Raw genomic sequence first — 16,888 nt, forward strand, 5'->3', positions numbered from 1 at the left:
AGGTAAAAATGTATGCAATAGTATACAAAAAGTGGTAGAAGGGTGTTATGCCCCCTTGATCGCCTGTAAAACTTGGGGCATGACCGCTCCAGAATTCACTTTCCATATCCAAACGGGAGTCCCAGCTATGCCTATCGTCGTCGGACAAGACACCGCCAAGACCCGCCGCAGCTTAAGTGCCGGTGGCAAAACCTTCGCTTATTATTCGATCAAGGCGGCTGAAGAAGCTGGCTTGGGCGACTTCTCCAAACTGCCCGCCGCGCTGAAAGTGGTGCTGGAAAACATGCTGCGGTTTGAAGATGGGAAAACGGTTCATGTCGACGACATCAAGGCGTTCTCGGACTGGGCCAAGCAAGGCGGCAAGAACCCCAAGGAAATCGCTTACCGTCCCGCCCGCATCCTGCTGCAAGACTTCACCGGCGTGCCTGCCGTGGTCGATCTGGCTGCGATGCGCGACGGGTTGAAAAACCTTGGGGGTGATCCTGAAAAAATCAACCCGCTGAACCCTGTTGATCTGGTTATCGACCACTCGGTCATGATTGACGAGTTTGGCAACCCGCGCGCGTTCCAGATGAACGTCGACCGTGAATACGAGCGCAACATGGAGCGCTATACCTTCCTGAAATGGGGTCAGTCCGCGTTTAACAACTTCCGCGTTGTGCCGCCCGGCACCGGCATCTGTCACCAGGTGAACCTTGAGTATCTGTCCAAGACCGTTTGGTCGGACAAGGACCAAAGTGGCGAGATGGTGGCCTATCCTGATACGCTTGTCGGCACCGACTCTCACACCACCATGGTTAACGGGGCTGCTGTTCTGGGCTGGGGCGTTGGCGGCATTGAGGCCGAGGCCGCGATGCTGGGCCAGCCGATTTCCATGCTGATCCCTGAAGTTGTGGGCTTCGAGTTGACAGGGGCCATGGTCGAAGGCACCACCGGCACTGACCTCGTGCTGAAAGTGGTAGAGATGCTGCGCGAGAAGGGCGTGGTTGGTAAGTTCGTGGAATTCTACGGCAAGGGCCTCGACAATCTGCCACTGGCAGACCGTGCGACGATCGCCAACATGGCACCGGAATACGGTGCGACCTGTGGCTTCTTCCCGATTGATGACGAGACGCTGCGCTACCTCACCAATACCGGCCGCGAGGAAGAGACCATCGCGCTGGTTGAAGCCTATGCCAAAGAGAACGGCTTCTGGCGAGGTGCGGATTATGCCCCGATCTACACCGATACGCTAAGCCTTGATATGGGCACCATCGTTCCGGCCATCTCTGGCCCGAAACGCCCGCAGGACTACATCTCGCTTGATCAAGCCGCAAAAGCCTTTGGCGAGTACATCAAAGGTCAGCGCCCCGAGAAAAGTGCGCCGACAGACGAGAAAAAAGAATGGACGGGCGAGGGCGGACAACCGGCTCCGACGCACATTCCGGGTGATGTTGGTCATCACAAATCCCATGCCGTTAAAGGTCAGGATTACAGATTGCATGACGGCTCCATCGTGATCGCGTCGATCACATCCTGCACCAACACCTCGAACCCTTATGTGATGATCGGGGCAGGGCTTGTGGCACGCAAGGCGCGTGCGCTGGGTCTGACCCGCAAGCCTTGGGTGAAAACCTCGCTGGCGCCCGGCTCTCAGGTGGTTTCGGCCTACCTGGAAGCCGCAAACCTGCAAGAGGATCTGGATGCCATCGGCTTCAATCTTGTGGGCTACGGCTGCACCACCTGTATCGGCAACTCTGGCCCCATTGCGCCGGAACTGTCCGAAGCCGTCAACGAGGGCGACCTGATCGCCACTTCCGTATTGTCAGGCAACCGCAACTTCGAAGGGCGCATCAGTCCCGACGTGCGCGCGAACTACCTCGCCTCGCCTCCGCTGGTTGTGGCCTATGCCCTGGCTGGCGACATGAATATCGACATCGCCAAAGATCCGTTGGGCCAAGACAAGGATGGCAATGACGTCTACCTGAAGGACATCTGGCCAACCTCAAAGGAAGTCGCCGATCTGGTCGAGCAAACCGTCACCCGCGAAGCGTTCCGCGAAAAATATGCGGACGTGTTCAAAGGCGACGAAAAGTGGCAGGGCGTGGAGACGACGGACAGCCTGACCTATGACTGGCCTGCGACGTCCACCTATGTGCAGAACCCGCCCTATTTCCAAGACATGTCGGCAGAGCCGGGCGTGATCGCGGACGTGGAAGGGGCCAAAGTTCTGGCCGTTCTGGGCGACATGATCACGACCGACCACATCTCCCCTGCGGGCTCGTTTGCGCAAAGCAGCCCTGCGGGTCAGTACCTGATCGAGCGTCAAGTGGCCCCACGCGAGTTCAACTCTTACGGCTCGCGCCGTGGTAACCACGAGATCATGATGCGCGGCACGTTCGCCAACATCCGCATCAAGAACGAGATGCTGGACGGGGTCGAAGGTGGCTACACCAAAGGGCCGGACGGCGAGCAAGCGTCGATCTTTGACGCGGCGATGGCGTACCAAGAGCAAGGGACACCGCTGGTTGTCTTCGGGGGCGAGCAATACGGCGCTGGTTCCTCGCGTGACTGGGCTGCCAAAGGCACCGCACTTTTGGGCGTCAAAGCCGTCATTGCGGAAAGCTTCGAGCGTATTCACCGCTCCAACCTTGTTGGTATGGGTGTGATCCCGTTCGAGTTCACCGGTGGCGACAGCCGCAAATCGCTTGGTCTGACCGGCGAGGAAACAGTGAATATCACTGGCCTTGAAGGCGATCTGAAGCCGCTATCCGACGTGCCTTGCGAGATCACCATGGCGGATGGCACGGTTAAAAACATCACGCTGAAATGCCGGATCGATACAGCCATCGAAAAGGAATACATCGAGCATGGTGGCGTTTTGCACTACGTGCTGCGTGACTTGGCTGTGTCCTAACCATCTGAGTTGAAAATTCGGCCCGCCGCGAGATCATCGCGGCGGGCCTTTTTTATGTGGCAAGGGTTCCTTTCGAGCCGCGCTAAAGGCAGTATCAAGGCATGAAGAATTTCCCCGACCTACCGCCGATTTGGCTGCTGTTGTTTATGGGTGTGAACTGGGTTGCCGCGCGCTTTTTGCCATGGCGCGTCGATGCGCCCCTGCTTGAAGTTGTGAGTTGGGGCGGGATCGCCATTGGACTGGTGTTGATCGCGTGGTCGGCGGTTTGGTTCTGGCTGCGCAAGACCACAATCGAGCCACATCACACGCCCCAAAACCTGATCGTTGAAGGACCGTACCAGCTATCGCGCAATCCCATCTATGTGGGCATGGCAATTATTCTGGCCGCCGCCGTGGTGGGGCGGGGGCAAGTTTTGTGCCTGATCCTGATCCCGCTTTTCGTTATGATCATAAACAAGCGTTTCATTGTGCCGGAGGAAGCCTCCCTTCGGGCGGTGTTCGGGGCCGAGGCCGAGACTTATATGCAAGCCACACGGCGATGGCTCTGACACACTGCTCGCAAAGGCTTGATTGGCGCGCGATGGAGTGACAGCCTAGATAGGAAGACGTCGCATATGGAAATCCGAGATTGATATGATCAAACGCCTAACCGCCGCCGCACTTGCCTCATTAACCTTGGCCAGCGCCACGCCAGCCCTTGCCGGTGGACCTGTGGTGGTAGAGCTGTTCACGTCGCAAGGCTGCTCGTCCTGCCCGCCGGCTGATGCGATATTGGGCGAGTTGGCAGACCGCGAAGACGTCATCGCGTTGAGCCTGCATGTGGATTATTGGGACTACCTTGGCTGGGTTGATGAATTTGCCGACCCCGCACATACGGCGCGACAGCGCGGCTATGCCCGTGCGGCCAAAAGTACGATGATCTACACGCCCCAGATGGTCATTGGTGGAACGGATCAGATCGTTGGCACCAAGGCCATGCAACTGGCCAAATTCATTGACCAGCACAAGAATGCGCCGGAGATGGTTTCGTTGAAGCTAAGCCGTGACGGCTCTGGCGTTTTGCAAATTTCAGCCCGACGGATCGGGGACCTGCCAAGCGACATGCTGGTTCAGGTCGTGCGCTACATGCGCGAACGGGTTGTTAGCATCCGCTCCGGCGAGAACGCGGGCAAGGATGTGACCTACCATAATGTGGTGGAAAGCATGGTTTCGGTCGGCGACTGGAATGGTGATGCAGACCTGAACATGCAGGCGGACGCACCGGGGGATCACCCGGCGGTGGTTCTTATTCAGGACGGATCGTCCGGCCCCATCTTGGCTGCGGCGAGAATCGAGTGACGCAGCTCTGCTTGCTCGGGCTTCCAGCGGCGGTGAATCCAGAACCACTGATCCATGTGTTTGCGCACCAATGCCTCCAGTGAATCGTTGAGCGCCTGCGTCATCTCAACGGGTGTCGAATGGGGGATGGGCGCTTCACAAACCACCTCGAAATCCAGACCGTTCGGTTGGCGTATTCCGTAAACGGGAATGACCAAAGCCTTGTATTTCAAGGCCAGATCCGCGGCGGACAAGGCCGTCGGGGCGGGCTTGCCGAAGAAGGTTAAATCCTCCCCGTCCCACATGTACTGGTCGACCAGAAAGCCTGCCATGCCGCCGCCCCGCAGGAATTTGATTAATCCTGCCAATCCCTGACGCCCTCGCGGGAAGACCGGCGTGCCGACCTTGCTGATCGCGGCGACGTAATGCGGGTTAAAGAACCCGTTGTTCATTTCACGGTAGAGCGCGCCGACGTTGAACCCTGCTGCAATCAGCGCCGCGCGCGGGGCATCGTAATTTCCGAAATGTCCGGTGACGAGGACGACGGGTCGCCCGTCTGCATGCGCTTGGCGAAGCGCCGCCACTCCTTCTCCAGTAAGGGGCGCGTGTTTGAAACGGTCGGTGAAGCCTTTGCCGGAATATATCTCGATCAGCGTGCGGCCAGCATTGTCGGGGACTGCGCGGGCGAGGCGGTCCACCTCGGCTTGCGGCATGTCGGGGCAGACATAGGCGAGGTTCTCGCGCACCCGTTTGGAATAGCCCGCCAAGGGGGCCACGATGCGCGACACGATCCAGCCCGCCAGTGGCACCCGCCAGCGATAGGGCACAGCGAGTGCAATGCCGATCACGCCTCGAATGGCCAGATAGGAGACGAATTCGCCCACGCCGCGGCGCGCTGTTGCTGTGTTGCCTAATGCCATGTGTTAGCTGGTTTTAACCCGTGTTTCACGGTGCCAGACATAAAGCCCGGCCCCGACGATAACAAGCGCCCCGATATAGACGGGGCCGTCGGGGTAATTGTCGAAGAACACCACGCCCCAGACGGTTGAAAAAATCAATGCCACATAGGTGAACGGTGCAAGGAGCGACGCGGGGGCCATGGACAACGCGCGGATCAGCAGCAATTGGCCCATGGTGCCAAGCAGGCCGACGCCAAGCATGTAGGGCAGGTCGGAGGCCTCCAGTGGTTGCCAGAAGAACGGGACCATGACGCACAGAACCAGCGTGGCGACGGTGCCGGTGTAGAAAAGCGACGTCCAGACATCCTCGCCCCGCCCCGCATAGCGGGTGGCGAGCGCGTAGCTGGAATAGCAGATGGTGCCGCAGAGCGTCAGCAGCGCATAGGGGGTGAAGGCATCCGTGCCGGGGCGCAGAACAATCATCGCGCCGAGAAGGGCAACCGCCGCCGCCGCTGCACGGCGAAAGCCGAAAGTTTCGCCAAGGAACACCGCCGCGCCGACCATGATGAAAATAGGACTGATTTGCATGAGGGCCGTGGTCTCGATAAGCGACATCTTCTTGAAACCGAAGAAGAAAAATCCCGTGGTGGCGAGCAGTGCAAAGGCGCGAAACACTTGCAGGCCAAGGCGCTGCGTATGGACCACCGAGCGCAGTCGCGGCAAAACGATGAGCGCGACGACCACCATCTGCACCGTGTAGCGTGCCCAAAGCGTTTGCACCGTGTCCACGCGGGTGGAGAGCGCCTTGGCGCAGACATCCATCAGGGTGAACATGAGGGTGGCCGCGATCATCAAGGCGATGCCCCGCGCGACGTTGTTTTCCGCCATCAGGGCGCTTTAGGCAGTCCGGTGCCGATCATGCTGTCGCGGGTGACCAGCTTGGCGAGGTCCTCGGCGGTCAGGTTTTCGGTGCCTTCGGGGCGCGCGGGCAGCACGATGTAGCGCATGTCGGCGGTGCTGTCGTGGACGCGTAGAGTCATGTCGGCGGGTAGCTCGACACCAAACTCGCGCAGCACCGCACGTGGTTCGCGCACCGCGCGGGAGCGGTACTCGCGGGTCTTGTACCAGTCAGGCGGCAGGCCAAGCAGATTGCGCGGATAGCAGGAGCAGAGCGTGCAAACGATCAGGTTGTGGGTGTCTGACGTGTTCTCGACTGCCACCAGATGCATTGGGCCAATGTCGAAGCCCATTTCGCGGGCGGCGTCGGAACCGTTTTCCAGCAAGCGTTGCTTGAATTCGGGATCGGTCCATGCGCGGGCGACCACGGCGGCTCCGTTGGCGGGGGAGCGGGCGTCCATCGCGTCGATCTGCGCTTGGATTTGCGCAGGGGTCAGTTCGCCCTTTTCGACCATTAGCTCGCGGATGGCGATTTCCATGGTCTGCCAATAGGTCAGCTGTCCGTCATTGTCCTTGCGATACGGGTGGCCGGAGGGGGACAGGTGGTCATGGTCGTGATGATCATGGGGCATCTTGGTCGATCCAATGCTCGTAGATTTCGGCGTCCAGCGTGTCTTGCGGGGCTTCGGCGTCGGGCCAGATATGACCCATCTCGAAGCGCACACGGTAGAGGGTGCGCGTTGGGGCAGGGACCATGTAGGCCAGTTGTTCGGGATTCTTGAACGGTCCGAGGACACGCTCCACAACGCCGGTTTTGCCGCGCAGGTAATGTGGCGTGCGGATGTGGCCCAAGGGGGCCATGGTCTTGATGCGGACCTTGGTGCCTGGTGACAGGGTCACGACTGCACCGCGCCGTAGGTATCACCGCGGGCTTTGACCTCTTCCATCTTGGTGCCGAGTTCTTCCAGTGAGTAGACGCCCGCCTCGATCAGGTTTTGATTGAGGGATGTGACCCAACGCTCGTAATAGGTCATGCTCTCGAACGCCTGCTCGCCCATGTCCTCCAAAGCGCGACGCAACCCGTCGACGGTGAAATGGCCGCGCTGCTGCCCAAGGATTACCAGCGCATCGACGCGCTTTTCCCAGATGGCAAAGTCGTGGCCATCCATGGGGACGGGACCAGCGGCGTCGCCGCCCATATCGTGCCAGCGGTGTTGCGGATCATCCATGTGCTAGTCTTTCGCGAGTGCGTCGATCTGGGGGCCAAGCTGCGGCATCGGGAAGCCTGCCTTGTCCAGCGCATCCAGAATGTCGGCAGTGGGTTGTTTGCCCGCCTCTGCCAAGGCCCAGACGATGGCGGAGCGCGTGCCGGAAGCGCAATAGGCGAGCGCTTTGCCGTCAGCTTTCTGTGCTTCGACATTGTCCATTGTAAGCTGCCCCATAACCACGGGATTGTCGCAAAAAGTCAAACCAGCGGCTAACACGACCTCCTCGATATCGTCGGGCTTGTCGCCAGGGGCGCTTTCGGCCGAGGGGCGATTGCAGATGATATGAGTGAAGCCTTCGGCTTTGATCGCCTCGATGTCCGAGATGTGGATTTGAGGTGTTACTGCGAAGTCGGGGGAGAGTGTGCGAATGTCCATGGCTACCAGTTACTTCGGGTTGAGGCGCGCGTCTAGCTTTGTGCGAAGCGTTCTTCGAGGAAGGCTTGCAATGCGGCGAAGGCGCGGTCGTTTGAGGAGCGTGCATAGGCCATGCCTGCTTCGGGGCTTTGCGCGGCCGGATTGGTGAAGGCGTGGCTGGTATGGCCGAAGGCCAGCATCTGCCAGTCGTCGCAATGCTTGGTGAGTTCTTTGGCAAGACCCACTGCCTGATCCGGCGTGGCGAGCGGGTCGTCCCAGCCGTGAAGCACCAGAACGGAGGTGTTCATCTTGGAACAGCCGGATGGCGGCGCGTCGAAGATGCCGTGGAACGGGACGACGCCCGCGAGTGTGGCACCGGAGCGGGCGAGGTCCAGCACCGCCTTGCCGCCGAAACAGAAGCCGATGGCCGCAATGTTCGATTTGTCTGCGTCCGGCAGGGCGCGAGCGGTGTCCAGCGCGGCTTGCATCCGCATCAAGAGCGTTGCGCGGTCGGCTTGCAGGACATGCATCATCTCCGAGGCTTGCGCGTCGTCGTGGGCGGTGCGGCCCTCGCCGTAATAGTCCACGGCGAAGCCGATATAGCCCAAGCTTGCCAGCCAGTCCGCCTTGCTGCGGGCGAAATCATCAAGACCGTGATAGGCGGGGGTGACGATCACGACGGGGTGCGGGCCTGCGCCTTCGGGGCGGGCGACGTAGCCTATGCACTCGGTGTCTTTGGCCGTGTAGCGAAGTTCGGTCATCAGACTTTCTCCTGCGTATATTTGCGAAGCTCGGCGCGGGCGACTTGACGGCGATGTACAGCGTCGGGACCGTCGGCAAGGCGCAGCGTGCGTAGATGTGCCCATTGGCGGGCGAGGGGGGTGTCTTGGGAAATACCCTGCGCGCCAAACATTTGCACGGCTTGGTCGGTGATTTCCAACGCAATACGCGGCGCCTCGACCTTGATCTGGCTGATCCACGGCGCGGCGGCGCGGGCGTCGCCTTGGTCCATCATCCATGCGGCCTTGAGGCAGAGCAGGCGAGCCTGTTCGATCTGCATGCGCGCATTGGCGATATAGTCGTAGTTGCCGCCAAGCTGCGCCAGCGGTTTGCCGAAGGCCTCGCGCGATAGCGAGCGGCGGATCATCAGCTCCAGCGCTTTTTCGGCCATGCCGATGGCACGCATGCAGTGGTGGATGCGGCCGGGGCCAAGACGACCTTGCGAAATTTCGAAACCGCGCCCTTCGCCCAACAGCATGTTTTCGGCAGGGACGCGGACATCGGTGAAGCGAATATGCATATGGCCGTGCGGGGCCTCGTCATCGCCGTAGACCTCCATCGCGCGGAGTTTTTCGATGCCGGGCGTGTCGGAGGGCATAACGATCATCGAGTGCCGTTGGTGCTTCGGTCCGTCGTGGGACGTTCGCACCATAACGATGTAAACTGCACAGCGGGGATCGCCCGCACCCGTTGCCCACCACTTATCGCCGTTGAGCACGTAGTCGTCACCGTCGCGCACACAGGACAGCGCGATGTTGGTCGCATCGGAGGAGGCCACATCAGGTTCGGTCATGAGGTAGGCGGAGCGGATATCCCCCGCCAGCAGCGGCTTCAGCCACTGCGCCTTCATGGCGTCGGAGCCGTATTTCTCGAACACTTCCATGTTGCCAGTGTCGGGGGCGTTGCAATTAAAGGTTTCGGGGGCAAGGTGGGCTTTGCCCATTTCCTCGGCCAGATAGGCGTATTCGACGGTTGAGAGCGCGTGGCCTGTGACGGGCGACCACAGGTTCCACAGGCCCGCCGCCTTGGCCTTGGCTTTCAACCCTTCGATGATCTCGCTTTGGCGTGGGGTGAATTCCCAGCGATTGCCGACCTCGACTTCAGAGAAATACTTGGCATCAAGGGGCGCGATGTCATCGCGTACCATTTCGATCACCGCGTCGCGGATGGGGCGCAGTCTGGCGCTGATCCCTAAATCCATAATGTGCCTCCTGAGATTTGTGCAGAGGGTCGGCGGCAGAGCGGCGCTTGTCAATCGCGCAAAGCGGGGTAATGTCGGCATATGGGCGGGACCACAGATTTAATGATTGCCAGCTTGAACCCCTACCTTGCCGCGCAGATGCCGGAGTTAGGGGATATCAAACGCCTTGAAAAATTCGGGACTGGTCAATCGAACCCGACCTACAAAATGATTACCGACACGGGCAGCTTTGTGCTGCGGTCAAAACCTCCGGGCGTTTTGCTGAAATCCGCGCATCTGGTCGAGCGGGAGTTCGAAGTCATGGCGGGTTTGGCCCAGACCCCTGTTCCCGTGCCGAAGATGCTGCACATGGCGACTGACGAGGCGTCCCCGTTGGGGCGCGCCTTCTTTGTGATGGAATATCTGGAGGGCCGCATTTTCTGGGACCCGAGCTTGCCTGAGGCGACTTCGGACGAACGTGGCGCGATATATGACGCAATGGCCGATACGCTGGCGGCATTACATAGCGTCGATGTCGCTGACGTGGGCTTGAGCAGTTTCGGCAAGCCGGGGAATTACTTTGCGCGGCAGATTGATCGTTGGTCGCGGCAATACCTTGCCTCGGTCGATACACCGGATCGCGGGATGACAGGCATCATGGCATGGTTGGAGCTGCATTTGCCCGATGATGACGGGCAGGTGGCATTGGTGCATGGGGACTACCGGTTGGACAACATGATGTTCGCGCAAGATGCGCCGGAGGTGATCGCCTTGCTGGACTGGGAATTGTCCACCTTGGGGCACCCGCTGGCGGATTTGGCGTATCAATGCATGCAATGGCGTTTGCCCTATGAGGGCGGAATGCGCGGGTTGGGCGGACTGGACCGCGAAAGCTTGAGCCTGCCATCGGAGCGCGCCTATGTAGCGCGATATTGTGACAAGCGCGGGATCGCTCCACCCGCAAACTGGCCGTTTTATCTGGTGTTCAGCTACTTCCGTCTGGCCGCCATTTTGCAAGGTGTCGTGGCGCGGGCGCAGGGGGGCAATGCCTCAAATCCCGAGGCCGCACAAAAATACGCGGCTGCGATACCGGTGCTGATCAAACAGGCAGTAGACATCGCCCATGAACCAAGCGAAAAAGCCATATGAAACAGGCCCCAAAACACCCCGTCCGGCTCGAGCGCCAAGGCAATGTCGCGCTTATTGTGATCGAGAACCCGCCGGTCAACGCGCTTGGGGTTGCTGTACGCCGCGGGATTGCGGCTGCGTTAAATGCTGCAGTGGCGCATGACAAAACCGACGCGGTTGTGATTGCCGCCAATGGACGCACATTTCCGGTGGGGGCGGACATCCGCGAATTCGATATGGCACCGCAAGAGCCGTCTTTGGGGCAGTTGTGCAACCTTATCGAGCGGGCGCAGAAACCTGTGGTGGCGGCAATTCAAGGAACCGCGCTGGGTGGCGGGCTGGAGCTTGCGATGGCTGCGCATTACCGCATTGCAGCGAAATCTGCCCGAATGGGATTGCCGGAAATTCACCTTGGCATCCTTCCCGGGGCCGGGGGTACGCAGCGGCTGCCCAGACTGATCGGACCGGAACTGGCGCTTGATATGATGCTTACGGGCAATCAGGTCGGCGCGGGTATTGCCGTAGAGATGGGGTTGATAGACCTTGTCACCGACAATGACTTGCGCACGGAAGCCGTGGCCTATGCCCGCTCCGTCGCTGTGACGCGACCGACCAGCGCCAATAGGACGCATCTTGTCGATGGTGTGGGATATATGGCGTCGGTCGCGGCGCGACGTGAACAGGTCACGATGGAATTGGGCGTAAACGCGCTCGCACCGCACAAGATTGTCGATTGCGTCGAAGCCGCTTTGCTGCTGCCGATGGAGACGGGTTTGGAGGTGGAGCGATCCGCGTTCGAGGACTGCATCGCGTCGCGTGAAAGCGAAGGCCTGCGTCACGCATTTTTCGCAGAGCGCGCCGCCGCGAAGTTCCCCGAAGCAACTGAGGCCAAGCCAGCGCAGGTAGACCGTGTGGCAATCGTCGGCGGCGGGATGATGGGATCAGGTATCGCCATCGCGGCGCTGCAAAGCGGGTTTACTGTCACTTTGGTCGAGCAGGGTGAGAGCGGTGTGAACGCGGCGCTGGAGCGCATTGGCGCGTATTACGAGCGCTCCGTCGCCAAGGGGCGGTTGTCGGAGGCGCAAGGTGCTGCTGCCCTGACGCATTTACAACTGACCAACAAGCTCGACACGTTGGGCGAGGCGGATTTGATTGTTGAGGCCATTGCGGAAGACTTCGACCTCAAAGCGCAAATGTTGGCAGAGATTGGCGCGCTGGCGAGGCCTGACGCGGTAATTGCCACGAACACCTCCTATCTGGACCTTGCTGCCCTCGCCGAGGCGAGCGGGCGTCCCGCAGACATAGTCGGGCTGCATTTCTTTGCACCGGCGCAAGTCAACAAGTTGGTTGAGGTCGGGGTGCATGACGCCGCTTCTGCGCAGTCTGTGATGACGGCGCAGGGGTTTGTGCGGGCTTTGGGAAAAACGCCGGTGCGGGCGCGGGTTCATGCCGGGTTCGGAGCGGGATATATCGGCAATTCCATTCTGGAAGCTTACCGCCACGCAGCTGATATTATGCTGGAAGACGGTGCAACGCCGGCGCAGATCGACGGCGCGATGCGGTCATTCGGGTTTCAATTGGGGCCGTATCAGGTGGCAGACCTGTCTGGCCTCGACATTGCTTATGCACGTCGCCAGTCCAAGCCGCGCGATCCCGATGCGCGGTATGTCGAGATTGCCGATAAGATGGTCGAGCATGGGTGGCTGGGTCAGAAGTCCAAACGCGGCTACTACATTTACGCCGAAGGGCAACGCCAAGGCGTGCCGAATGGCGATGTGCTGAAACTGATTGCGGAGCACCGCGCGCAAAAAGGGATCACCCCACGCAAGTTTTCGGATCGTGACATTCGTGACCGCATATTGCTGGCAATCGTGAATGCAGGTGCGCGCTTGTTGGGCGAAGGTGTGGCGGCGCGACCCAGCGACATTGATGTTGTCATGATGCTTGGTTTTGGCTACCCGCGCAGCAGGGGCGGCCCGATGATGGACGCCGACGCGACAACGCCGTCGATCATCGCATCGCGCCTGTCAGTGTTGGAACCCGAAGAGCCGGCTTTGTGGGGCGCTGCACCTGTGTTGACGATGCTGGCGCAGGAGCGCCAGAAATTCGCCGACCTGAACGCTGGCTAGGCTTTGGCGACGTAACCGACCTGATTTGCACGTCGTCCTCGGGCCGTCGCCGCCAGTGGTCATCGCGCCGCCCATCGGGTTGGCCATGCCGTGCTTAATCAAACCCACGCCTGCGATCCCCATATGATGGTCTTTGCCCGTTGCATATTCTTTCTTGGCGCGGGAGTGTGAGGTCAGATTTCGACCGTCGTAAGCAAACGTCTCTAGGAGTTCCCCTATGTCCGAATTCGCCATTTACCCCAGCCTCAAAGGCAAACGCGTTTTGGTAACTGGCGGCGCGTCGGGGATCGGGGCTTTGACGGTCGCGGCCTTTGCCGGTCAGGGAGCGAAGGTGGCCTTTCTGGACCGTGATGCGGTGGCAAGCGCGCAGGTGTCGCAAGCAACCGGCGCGTCCCATTCCTTGTGCGATCTGCGCGATATATCAGCGATGCAAACTGCGATTGAAGCATTGGCTGAGGAACTCGGCGGGTTTGACGTTCTGGTCAACAACGCTGCCCGCGACGACCGCCATGACTGGCGCGACGTGACACCGGAGTATTGGGATGAACGCATGCAAAACAACCTGCGTCACATGTTCTTTGCAATCCAAGCTGTGGCGCCGGGCATGATCGAGGCAGGACAAGGCAGCATCATCAATCTGGGGTCGAACTCTTGGATGGAGGCGGGGGGTGGTTTCCCTGCCTACGCGACCGCCAAATCTGCAGTGCACGGGCTGACCCGCACAATGGCCCGCGATCTGGGGGATCACCGTATCCGGGTAAACACCGTCGTGCCGGGCTGGATCATGACCGAGCGACAGAAGGAATTGTGGGTCACGGCCGAATCCATCGAGAAGCACCGCGACCGCCAATGCCTGCCCGACCTGATCGACCCGATCTATGTGGCGCGCATGGTGTTGTTTCTGGCCTCCGACGATGCGGCGATGTGCACGGCGAACAACTTTATGGTTGAAGCAGGCTCGATCTAGACCTCAGGCAAGGATAATTCCAAGCACGACCATCATCAGACCAACCGCCGACAAGAGCAGCGCGCCAAGGTTTAACCCGACGGTTGTTTGCATGACGGCCCGCAAATCTTCGTCGCTGAGACCCTGTTTGCGCGCGCGCGCGACTTTGTAGATGCACCAGATCAGGCCAAGAAGACCCATCAGTGTAATCACAGCCCCGAGGGGGATCAGATTGGACATGGTATACGCTCCTTGGTGTCTGTGGCGGTGGACTAGCCCGTTCCGGCGCATGTCGCAACCGTTTGCACCTTGAAGGCAGGGGCGGGGCTTAGTATCCCCTTGGGCTCTGATCCATTCAAGCGTCAAGGAACCACGCCAATGTCTGACACCTCCGTCGTCGATAGCACCTACCGTGTCACCGCAGATGAGCTGCGCCAATTCGTGGAGCGTTACGAGCGCCTTGATCAGGAAAAAAAAGACATCGCCGAGGCACAAAAAGAGGTGATGGCCGAGGCGAAAGGCCGAGGCTACGACACCAAGGTGCTGCGGAAGGTAATGGCGCTGCGCAAGCGTGATCCGCAGGATATCTCGGAAGAAGAGGCCGTTCTGGAACTGTATAAAGAAGCGCTTGGAATGTAGGTGGGCTACGGCGTCAAAAACGTGACGCCGGGCATTGCATCAAGCAATTCCAGATCCCTGTCATAGAACTCTGACAGCTGGTTTACATAGGCCTCGGTCCAGCCGGGAAGGTCGATTTCCTGCTCCAACGCAGCCGCGCCAAACTTGTCGAGGAAAGCCGCGATGATACGTTCGCGCTGGTTTTCGGTCTGGGGCGGGTGGGTTTCCAGATAACTTTCCAAACGGTTCAACCCGCCGCGGCCCATAATCGTGCCGAGGAAATCATTAACGCCTTCGAACCGGAAACCGTCATCGGTACCGGCGATTGCCTTGAGGATTTGCGGCCAAAGCAACGGGGTATCCTCGTTGCACCAGAGCGTAATGGGGGCGTCCGGCACCATGGACCGGATGCGCGTGATAAGGCCGGACCATCGCAGCGCCATCGGGTCAGAGCCATCGAGGAAGTGCTCGAAATTGGGGTCCTTGGCGCGCTCAAACACCGCTGGAATGAAGGTGGCAGGGTTGCGCACGGCAATGCAGAACCGCACGTCTTCACGCGAAAACAGGTTGCGCAATCTTGCGGCCTTTAAGCTGGCTGTTGGATAAAACTCACCATTGCCGATGCTGCGTCCTGGCACACAAAAAAAACTCTCGTGGCTCAGGACGACACGTTCCGCCTGGTCTTCGTCCATGATGCTATCAAGCAACGCTTCTTGCGTCTCGATCGGCGCGACATCGCCCACCAAGGCCTGCATGGTTTCACGGATGGCCGGCCTGTAGCGCGAGGGTTCAGGAATGATAATCCCGCGTTGCCCAAGCCCCGCCTTATTTTTATATAGGCATTTCAGAAGGTTATCTTCGTCCGTGCTGTGCGCGCCGACGTGTAGAACGATTTCCATGCGAGCGAGGCCTTGCGAATGTCTGCGGGTTCACGCCTGTTTATCGACCTGTCGGCAGGCAATCAAACGCGAAAGCAAATTGAAGGGGCAAATGTTGCATTTACGGCCTTGCGAAATCACATCCCATCGCATTATAAGCGCGCGCAGTGCCCCTATAGCTCAGCTGGTAGAGCAACTGATTTGTAATCAGTAGGTCCGCGGTTCGAGTCCGTGTGGGGGCACCATTTTATCATCCGAATTACTCCAAAGACATCCGAAAAGCCCTGTTTTATAAGGGTTTTGCGATGCTTTGTTGTCCAGCGTCGCTTGATAGCGTTTGACGCGATCCCCCAACATGCCCTTGTCAGATATTTTGGTCAGAAACCTAAAGCCACGCGATGAATCTTATTAAGTGTCGGATCTCGAAGGGCTTTTGCATTGGTCAATATTAGCGGTGAAAGCACTGGCTGTTCGAGAACGGGTTAGACGGTAAGGAGCGGCTTCTTTTTATTTGGGCTTATACCCACGTGAGCTTGGTGCAGGCCCGCAAGGCTAAGGACGCAGCGCGGTCGAGTGTAGTGGCAGGGGTTGATCCAAGTGAGGCCAAGCAGGAAGAATGCGGTTACGGCCACGGGTCCAAATAGCGTTACCTGATAAGAGAGATGCGGTCATCGGACTGAGGTTAGGTAGCGCGACCAAAGCCAAGTGTGTTTCAACAAGCCATAAACGCTCTTATCAGTAGCACGTCGCTGCGCTGTTTCAGGTGGATTAATGACTCGGACATTGTCAATTGCGGGCAATCTAACTGCAACTTTATCAGGCGCTCGTCACGTCCCAATTCTGCCTCCGATACAAAACCAATTCCCACGCCCGCTGCTACGATCTCCTGTACGGCTTCACGACCTTCAACTTCAAAAGCAGGTTTGAGCTCGACGCGTTGGCGCAAACCTTCCTCTTCCAGCTTCTGTCGCGTTTTCGACCCCTTCTCGCGAAAAACCAGAGGGTACTGTGATAGTTCCTTAATAGTTATTTTATTAGTCGGATTTTTCAGAAGGTCTCTGGACGCAAAGGCGACGATTGGGGATGTGCCCAGGTTTGTGATCTCCATGTCCGGCCCGGGATTCAAGCTGCCGACCAAACCGATCTCGGCGTCATAGTTGCGCAATGCGGTCAATATGTCCGCAGTGTTACCGGTTTGAACCGAGACAAGCACTTTGGGATGCTTGGATCGAAAAGCTTTTAGGCGGTGGGTAAGGTGGAAGGCACTATCAGCGATAATTCGAAGAGTTCCGTCCAGCGCTGCCCGGTTTTCAGACAGTACATCGGAAATCTGTTGTTCAACTTCAAAAAACTGTTTGGTCGCAAGCAACAACCGCTCACCTGCTGGCGTTAATGTGACTTGCTTGCGATCGCGATTGAAGAGCAAGACATCGTGATCGCCTTCCAATTTCCTGACCTGCTCGGACACTGCTGGCTGGGTTAAAGACAGGGCCTCGGCAGCACGGGAAAACCCGCCACTGATGGCGACATAGTGAAATGCCCTTATTTGGCTATATCGCATTGATGACCTCTTGAAGTTGAGATTTTTCTGCTACTCT

General features: G+C 58.9%; 19 protein-coding genes and 1 tRNA gene. 9 read left to right on the plus strand and 11 right to left on the minus strand.

Annotation, left to right across the window (positions count from 1 at the left end; translation table 11 throughout):
- The first annotated feature begins 127 nt into the window (after positions 1 to 127).
- The 3 genes from acnA to BDE40_RS02990 all read left to right on the plus strand — a co-directional run bounded on the left by acnA (position 128) and on the right by BDE40_RS02990 (position 4,234).
- A complete protein-coding gene (gene acnA, locus BDE40_RS02980; RefSeq protein ID WP_134012684.1) occupies positions 128 to 2,896 on the plus strand; it encodes an aconitate hydratase AcnA in 2,769 nt (922 codons plus the stop codon).
- A gap of 101 nt (positions 2,897 to 2,997) precedes the next feature.
- A complete protein-coding gene (locus BDE40_RS02985) occupies positions 2,998 to 3,444 on the plus strand; it encodes a methyltransferase family protein (RefSeq protein ID WP_134012686.1) in 447 nt (148 codons plus the stop codon).
- Positions 3,445 to 3,529: 85 nt separating this feature from the next.
- Positions 3,530 to 4,234 (plus strand): DUF1223 domain-containing protein, encoded by a 705-nt coding sequence (locus BDE40_RS02990; protein WP_134012688.1) that lies wholly within the window; start codon positions 3,530 to 3,532, stop codon positions 4,232 to 4,234.
- Here the strand turns inward: BDE40_RS02990 and BDE40_RS02995 are convergent.
- Genes BDE40_RS02995 through BDE40_RS03030 form a run of 8 tightly spaced genes read right to left on the minus strand, consistent with a single transcriptional unit; the run spans position 4,186 to position 9,612 of the window.
- Complete coding sequence (locus tag BDE40_RS02995) at positions 4,186 to 5,133, minus strand: lysophospholipid acyltransferase family protein (RefSeq protein WP_134012690.1); 948 nt, start codon at positions 5,131 to 5,133, stop codon at positions 4,186 to 4,188. The two genes, BDE40_RS02990 and BDE40_RS02995, sit on opposite strands and share 49 nt — an antisense overlap.
- A gap of 3 nt (positions 5,134 to 5,136) precedes the next feature.
- Entirely contained in the window at positions 5,137 to 6,000 is an 864-nt protein-coding gene (locus tag BDE40_RS03000) for a DMT family transporter (RefSeq protein WP_134012692.1), read from the minus strand.
- Positions 6,000 to 6,641, minus strand: coding sequence for a nitrile hydratase subunit alpha (gene nthA, locus BDE40_RS03005; protein ID WP_134012694.1), 642 nt, complete (start codon positions 6,639 to 6,641; stop codon positions 6,000 to 6,002). The genes BDE40_RS03000 and nthA overlap by 1 nt, the downstream gene beginning before the upstream one ends.
- Positions 6,631 to 6,909, minus strand: coding sequence for an SH3-like domain-containing protein (locus BDE40_RS18470; protein WP_134012696.1), 279 nt, complete (start codon positions 6,907 to 6,909; stop codon positions 6,631 to 6,633). The genes nthA and BDE40_RS18470 overlap by 11 nt, the downstream gene beginning before the upstream one ends.
- Positions 6,906 to 7,238, minus strand: coding sequence for an SH3-like domain-containing protein (locus BDE40_RS18475; RefSeq protein ID WP_281275420.1), 333 nt, complete (start codon positions 7,236 to 7,238; stop codon positions 6,906 to 6,908). Before BDE40_RS18475 ends, BDE40_RS18470 begins: the two co-directional genes overlap by 4 nt.
- A gap of 3 nt (positions 7,239 to 7,241) precedes the next feature.
- Positions 7,242 to 7,652, minus strand: a complete 411-nt coding sequence (locus BDE40_RS03020) for a protein tyrosine phosphatase family protein (RefSeq protein WP_134012698.1) — start codon at positions 7,650 to 7,652, stop codon at positions 7,242 to 7,244.
- A gap of 32 nt (positions 7,653 to 7,684) precedes the next feature.
- Positions 7,685 to 8,392 (minus strand): dienelactone hydrolase family protein, encoded by a 708-nt coding sequence (locus tag BDE40_RS03025; protein ID WP_134012700.1) that lies wholly within the window; start codon positions 8,390 to 8,392, stop codon positions 7,685 to 7,687.
- Entirely contained in the window at positions 8,392 to 9,612 is a 1,221-nt protein-coding gene (locus BDE40_RS03030; protein WP_134012702.1) for an acyl-CoA dehydrogenase family protein, read from the minus strand. The genes BDE40_RS03025 and BDE40_RS03030 overlap by 1 nt, the downstream gene beginning before the upstream one ends.
- A gap of 81 nt (positions 9,613 to 9,693) precedes the next feature.
- Here BDE40_RS03030 and BDE40_RS03035 point away from each other — a divergent pair, with 81 nt between their 5' ends.
- The 3 genes from BDE40_RS03035 (at position 9,694) to BDE40_RS03045 (ending at position 13,815) form a co-directional block, all read left to right on the plus strand.
- Positions 9,694 to 10,740, plus strand: coding sequence for a phosphotransferase family protein (locus BDE40_RS03035; protein ID WP_134012704.1), 1,047 nt, complete (start codon positions 9,694 to 9,696; stop codon positions 10,738 to 10,740).
- Positions 10,737 to 12,848 (plus strand): FAD-dependent oxidoreductase, encoded by a 2,112-nt coding sequence (locus BDE40_RS03040; RefSeq protein ID WP_134012706.1) that lies wholly within the window; start codon positions 10,737 to 10,739, stop codon positions 12,846 to 12,848. Before BDE40_RS03035 ends, BDE40_RS03040 begins: the two co-directional genes overlap by 4 nt.
- A gap of 217 nt (positions 12,849 to 13,065) precedes the next feature.
- Complete coding sequence (locus BDE40_RS03045; RefSeq protein ID WP_134012708.1) at positions 13,066 to 13,815, plus strand: SDR family NAD(P)-dependent oxidoreductase; 750 nt, start codon at positions 13,066 to 13,068, stop codon at positions 13,813 to 13,815.
- 3 nt (positions 13,816 to 13,818) lie between these two features.
- Here the strand turns inward: BDE40_RS03045 and BDE40_RS03050 are convergent, their stop codons facing one another.
- A complete protein-coding gene (locus tag BDE40_RS03050) occupies positions 13,819 to 14,034 on the minus strand; it encodes a hypothetical protein (RefSeq protein WP_134012710.1) in 216 nt (71 codons plus the stop codon).
- A 138-nt stretch (positions 14,035 to 14,172) separates the two neighbouring features.
- Between BDE40_RS03050 and BDE40_RS03055 the strand changes: the two genes are divergently transcribed.
- A complete protein-coding gene (locus BDE40_RS03055; protein WP_073140719.1) occupies positions 14,173 to 14,433 on the plus strand; it encodes a DUF2312 domain-containing protein in 261 nt (86 codons plus the stop codon).
- 5 nt (positions 14,434 to 14,438) lie between these two features.
- On the opposite strand, the gene BDE40_RS03060 is transcribed toward BDE40_RS03055, so the two are convergent.
- On the minus strand, positions 14,439 to 15,311 hold the full coding sequence (locus BDE40_RS03060) for a hypothetical protein (RefSeq protein ID WP_134012712.1): 873 nt from the start codon (positions 15,309 to 15,311) through the stop codon (positions 14,439 to 14,441).
- A 148-nt stretch (positions 15,312 to 15,459) separates the two neighbouring features.
- Here BDE40_RS03060 and BDE40_RS03065 point away from each other — a divergent pair.
- A tRNA-Thr gene (locus BDE40_RS03065) sits at positions 15,460 to 15,535 on the plus strand.
- A 264-nt stretch (positions 15,536 to 15,799) separates the two neighbouring features.
- Positions 15,800 to 15,934, plus strand: a complete 135-nt coding sequence (locus BDE40_RS18550; protein ID WP_425462390.1) for an integrase arm-type DNA-binding domain-containing protein — start codon at positions 15,800 to 15,802, stop codon at positions 15,932 to 15,934.
- A gap of 68 nt (positions 15,935 to 16,002) precedes the next feature.
- Here the strand turns inward: BDE40_RS18550 and BDE40_RS03070 are convergent, their stop codons facing one another.
- The gene (locus BDE40_RS03070; protein ID WP_134012714.1) at positions 16,003 to 16,851 is read right to left on the minus strand and encodes a LysR substrate-binding domain-containing protein; all 849 of its coding nucleotides are present in this window, start codon (positions 16,849 to 16,851) and stop codon (positions 16,003 to 16,005) included.
- Between the last annotated feature and the right edge of the window lie 37 nt (positions 16,852 to 16,888).

The sequence above is a fragment of the Litoreibacter halocynthiae genome (genome assembly GCF_004365635.1).
In the GTDB taxonomy this organism is placed as follows: Bacteria; Pseudomonadota; Alphaproteobacteria; order Rhodobacterales; family Rhodobacteraceae; genus Litoreibacter; species Litoreibacter halocynthiae.

Coding starts and splice junctions, on each gene's coding strand:
- BDE40_RS03040 (WP_134012706.1), top strand. CDS start 10,737: ATGAAACAGGCCCCAAAACACCCCGTCCGGCTCGAGCGCCAAGGCAAT.
- BDE40_RS18475 (WP_281275420.1), bottom strand. CDS start 7,238: ATGGATGATCCGCAACACCGCTGGCACGATATGGGCGGCGACGCCGCT.
- BDE40_RS02995 (WP_134012690.1), bottom strand. CDS start 5,133: ATGGCATTAGGCAACACAGCAACAGCGCGCCGCGGCGTGGGCGAATTC.
- BDE40_RS02990 (WP_134012688.1), top strand. CDS start 3,530: ATGATCAAACGCCTAACCGCCGCCGCACTTGCCTCATTAACCTTGGCC.
- BDE40_RS03045 (WP_134012708.1), top strand. CDS start 13,066: ATGTCCGAATTCGCCATTTACCCCAGCCTCAAAGGCAAACGCGTTTTG.
- BDE40_RS03070 (WP_134012714.1), bottom strand. CDS start 16,851: ATGCGATATAGCCAAATAAGGGCATTTCACTATGTCGCCATCAGTGGC.
- nthA (WP_134012694.1), bottom strand. CDS start 6,641: ATGCCCCATGATCATCACGACCATGACCACCTGTCCCCCTCCGGCCAC.
- BDE40_RS03055 (WP_073140719.1), top strand. CDS start 14,173: ATGTCTGACACCTCCGTCGTCGATAGCACCTACCGTGTCACCGCAGAT.
- BDE40_RS03020 (WP_134012698.1), bottom strand. CDS start 7,652: ATGGACATTCGCACACTCTCCCCCGACTTCGCAGTAACACCTCAAATC.
- BDE40_RS03025 (WP_134012700.1), bottom strand. CDS start 8,392: ATGACCGAACTTCGCTACACGGCCAAAGACACCGAGTGCATAGGCTAC.
- BDE40_RS03035 (WP_134012704.1), top strand. CDS start 9,694: ATGGGCGGGACCACAGATTTAATGATTGCCAGCTTGAACCCCTACCTT.
- acnA (WP_134012684.1), top strand. CDS start 128: ATGCCTATCGTCGTCGGACAAGACACCGCCAAGACCCGCCGCAGCTTA.
- BDE40_RS03030 (WP_134012702.1), bottom strand. CDS start 9,612: ATGGATTTAGGGATCAGCGCCAGACTGCGCCCCATCCGCGACGCGGTG.
- BDE40_RS02985 (WP_134012686.1), top strand. CDS start 2,998: ATGAAGAATTTCCCCGACCTACCGCCGATTTGGCTGCTGTTGTTTATG.
- BDE40_RS03050 (WP_134012710.1), bottom strand. CDS start 14,034: ATGTCCAATCTGATCCCCCTCGGGGCTGTGATTACACTGATGGGTCTT.
- BDE40_RS03000 (WP_134012692.1), bottom strand. CDS start 6,000: ATGGCGGAAAACAACGTCGCGCGGGGCATCGCCTTGATGATCGCGGCC.
- BDE40_RS03060 (WP_134012712.1), bottom strand. CDS start 15,311: ATGGAAATCGTTCTACACGTCGGCGCGCACAGCACGGACGAAGATAAC.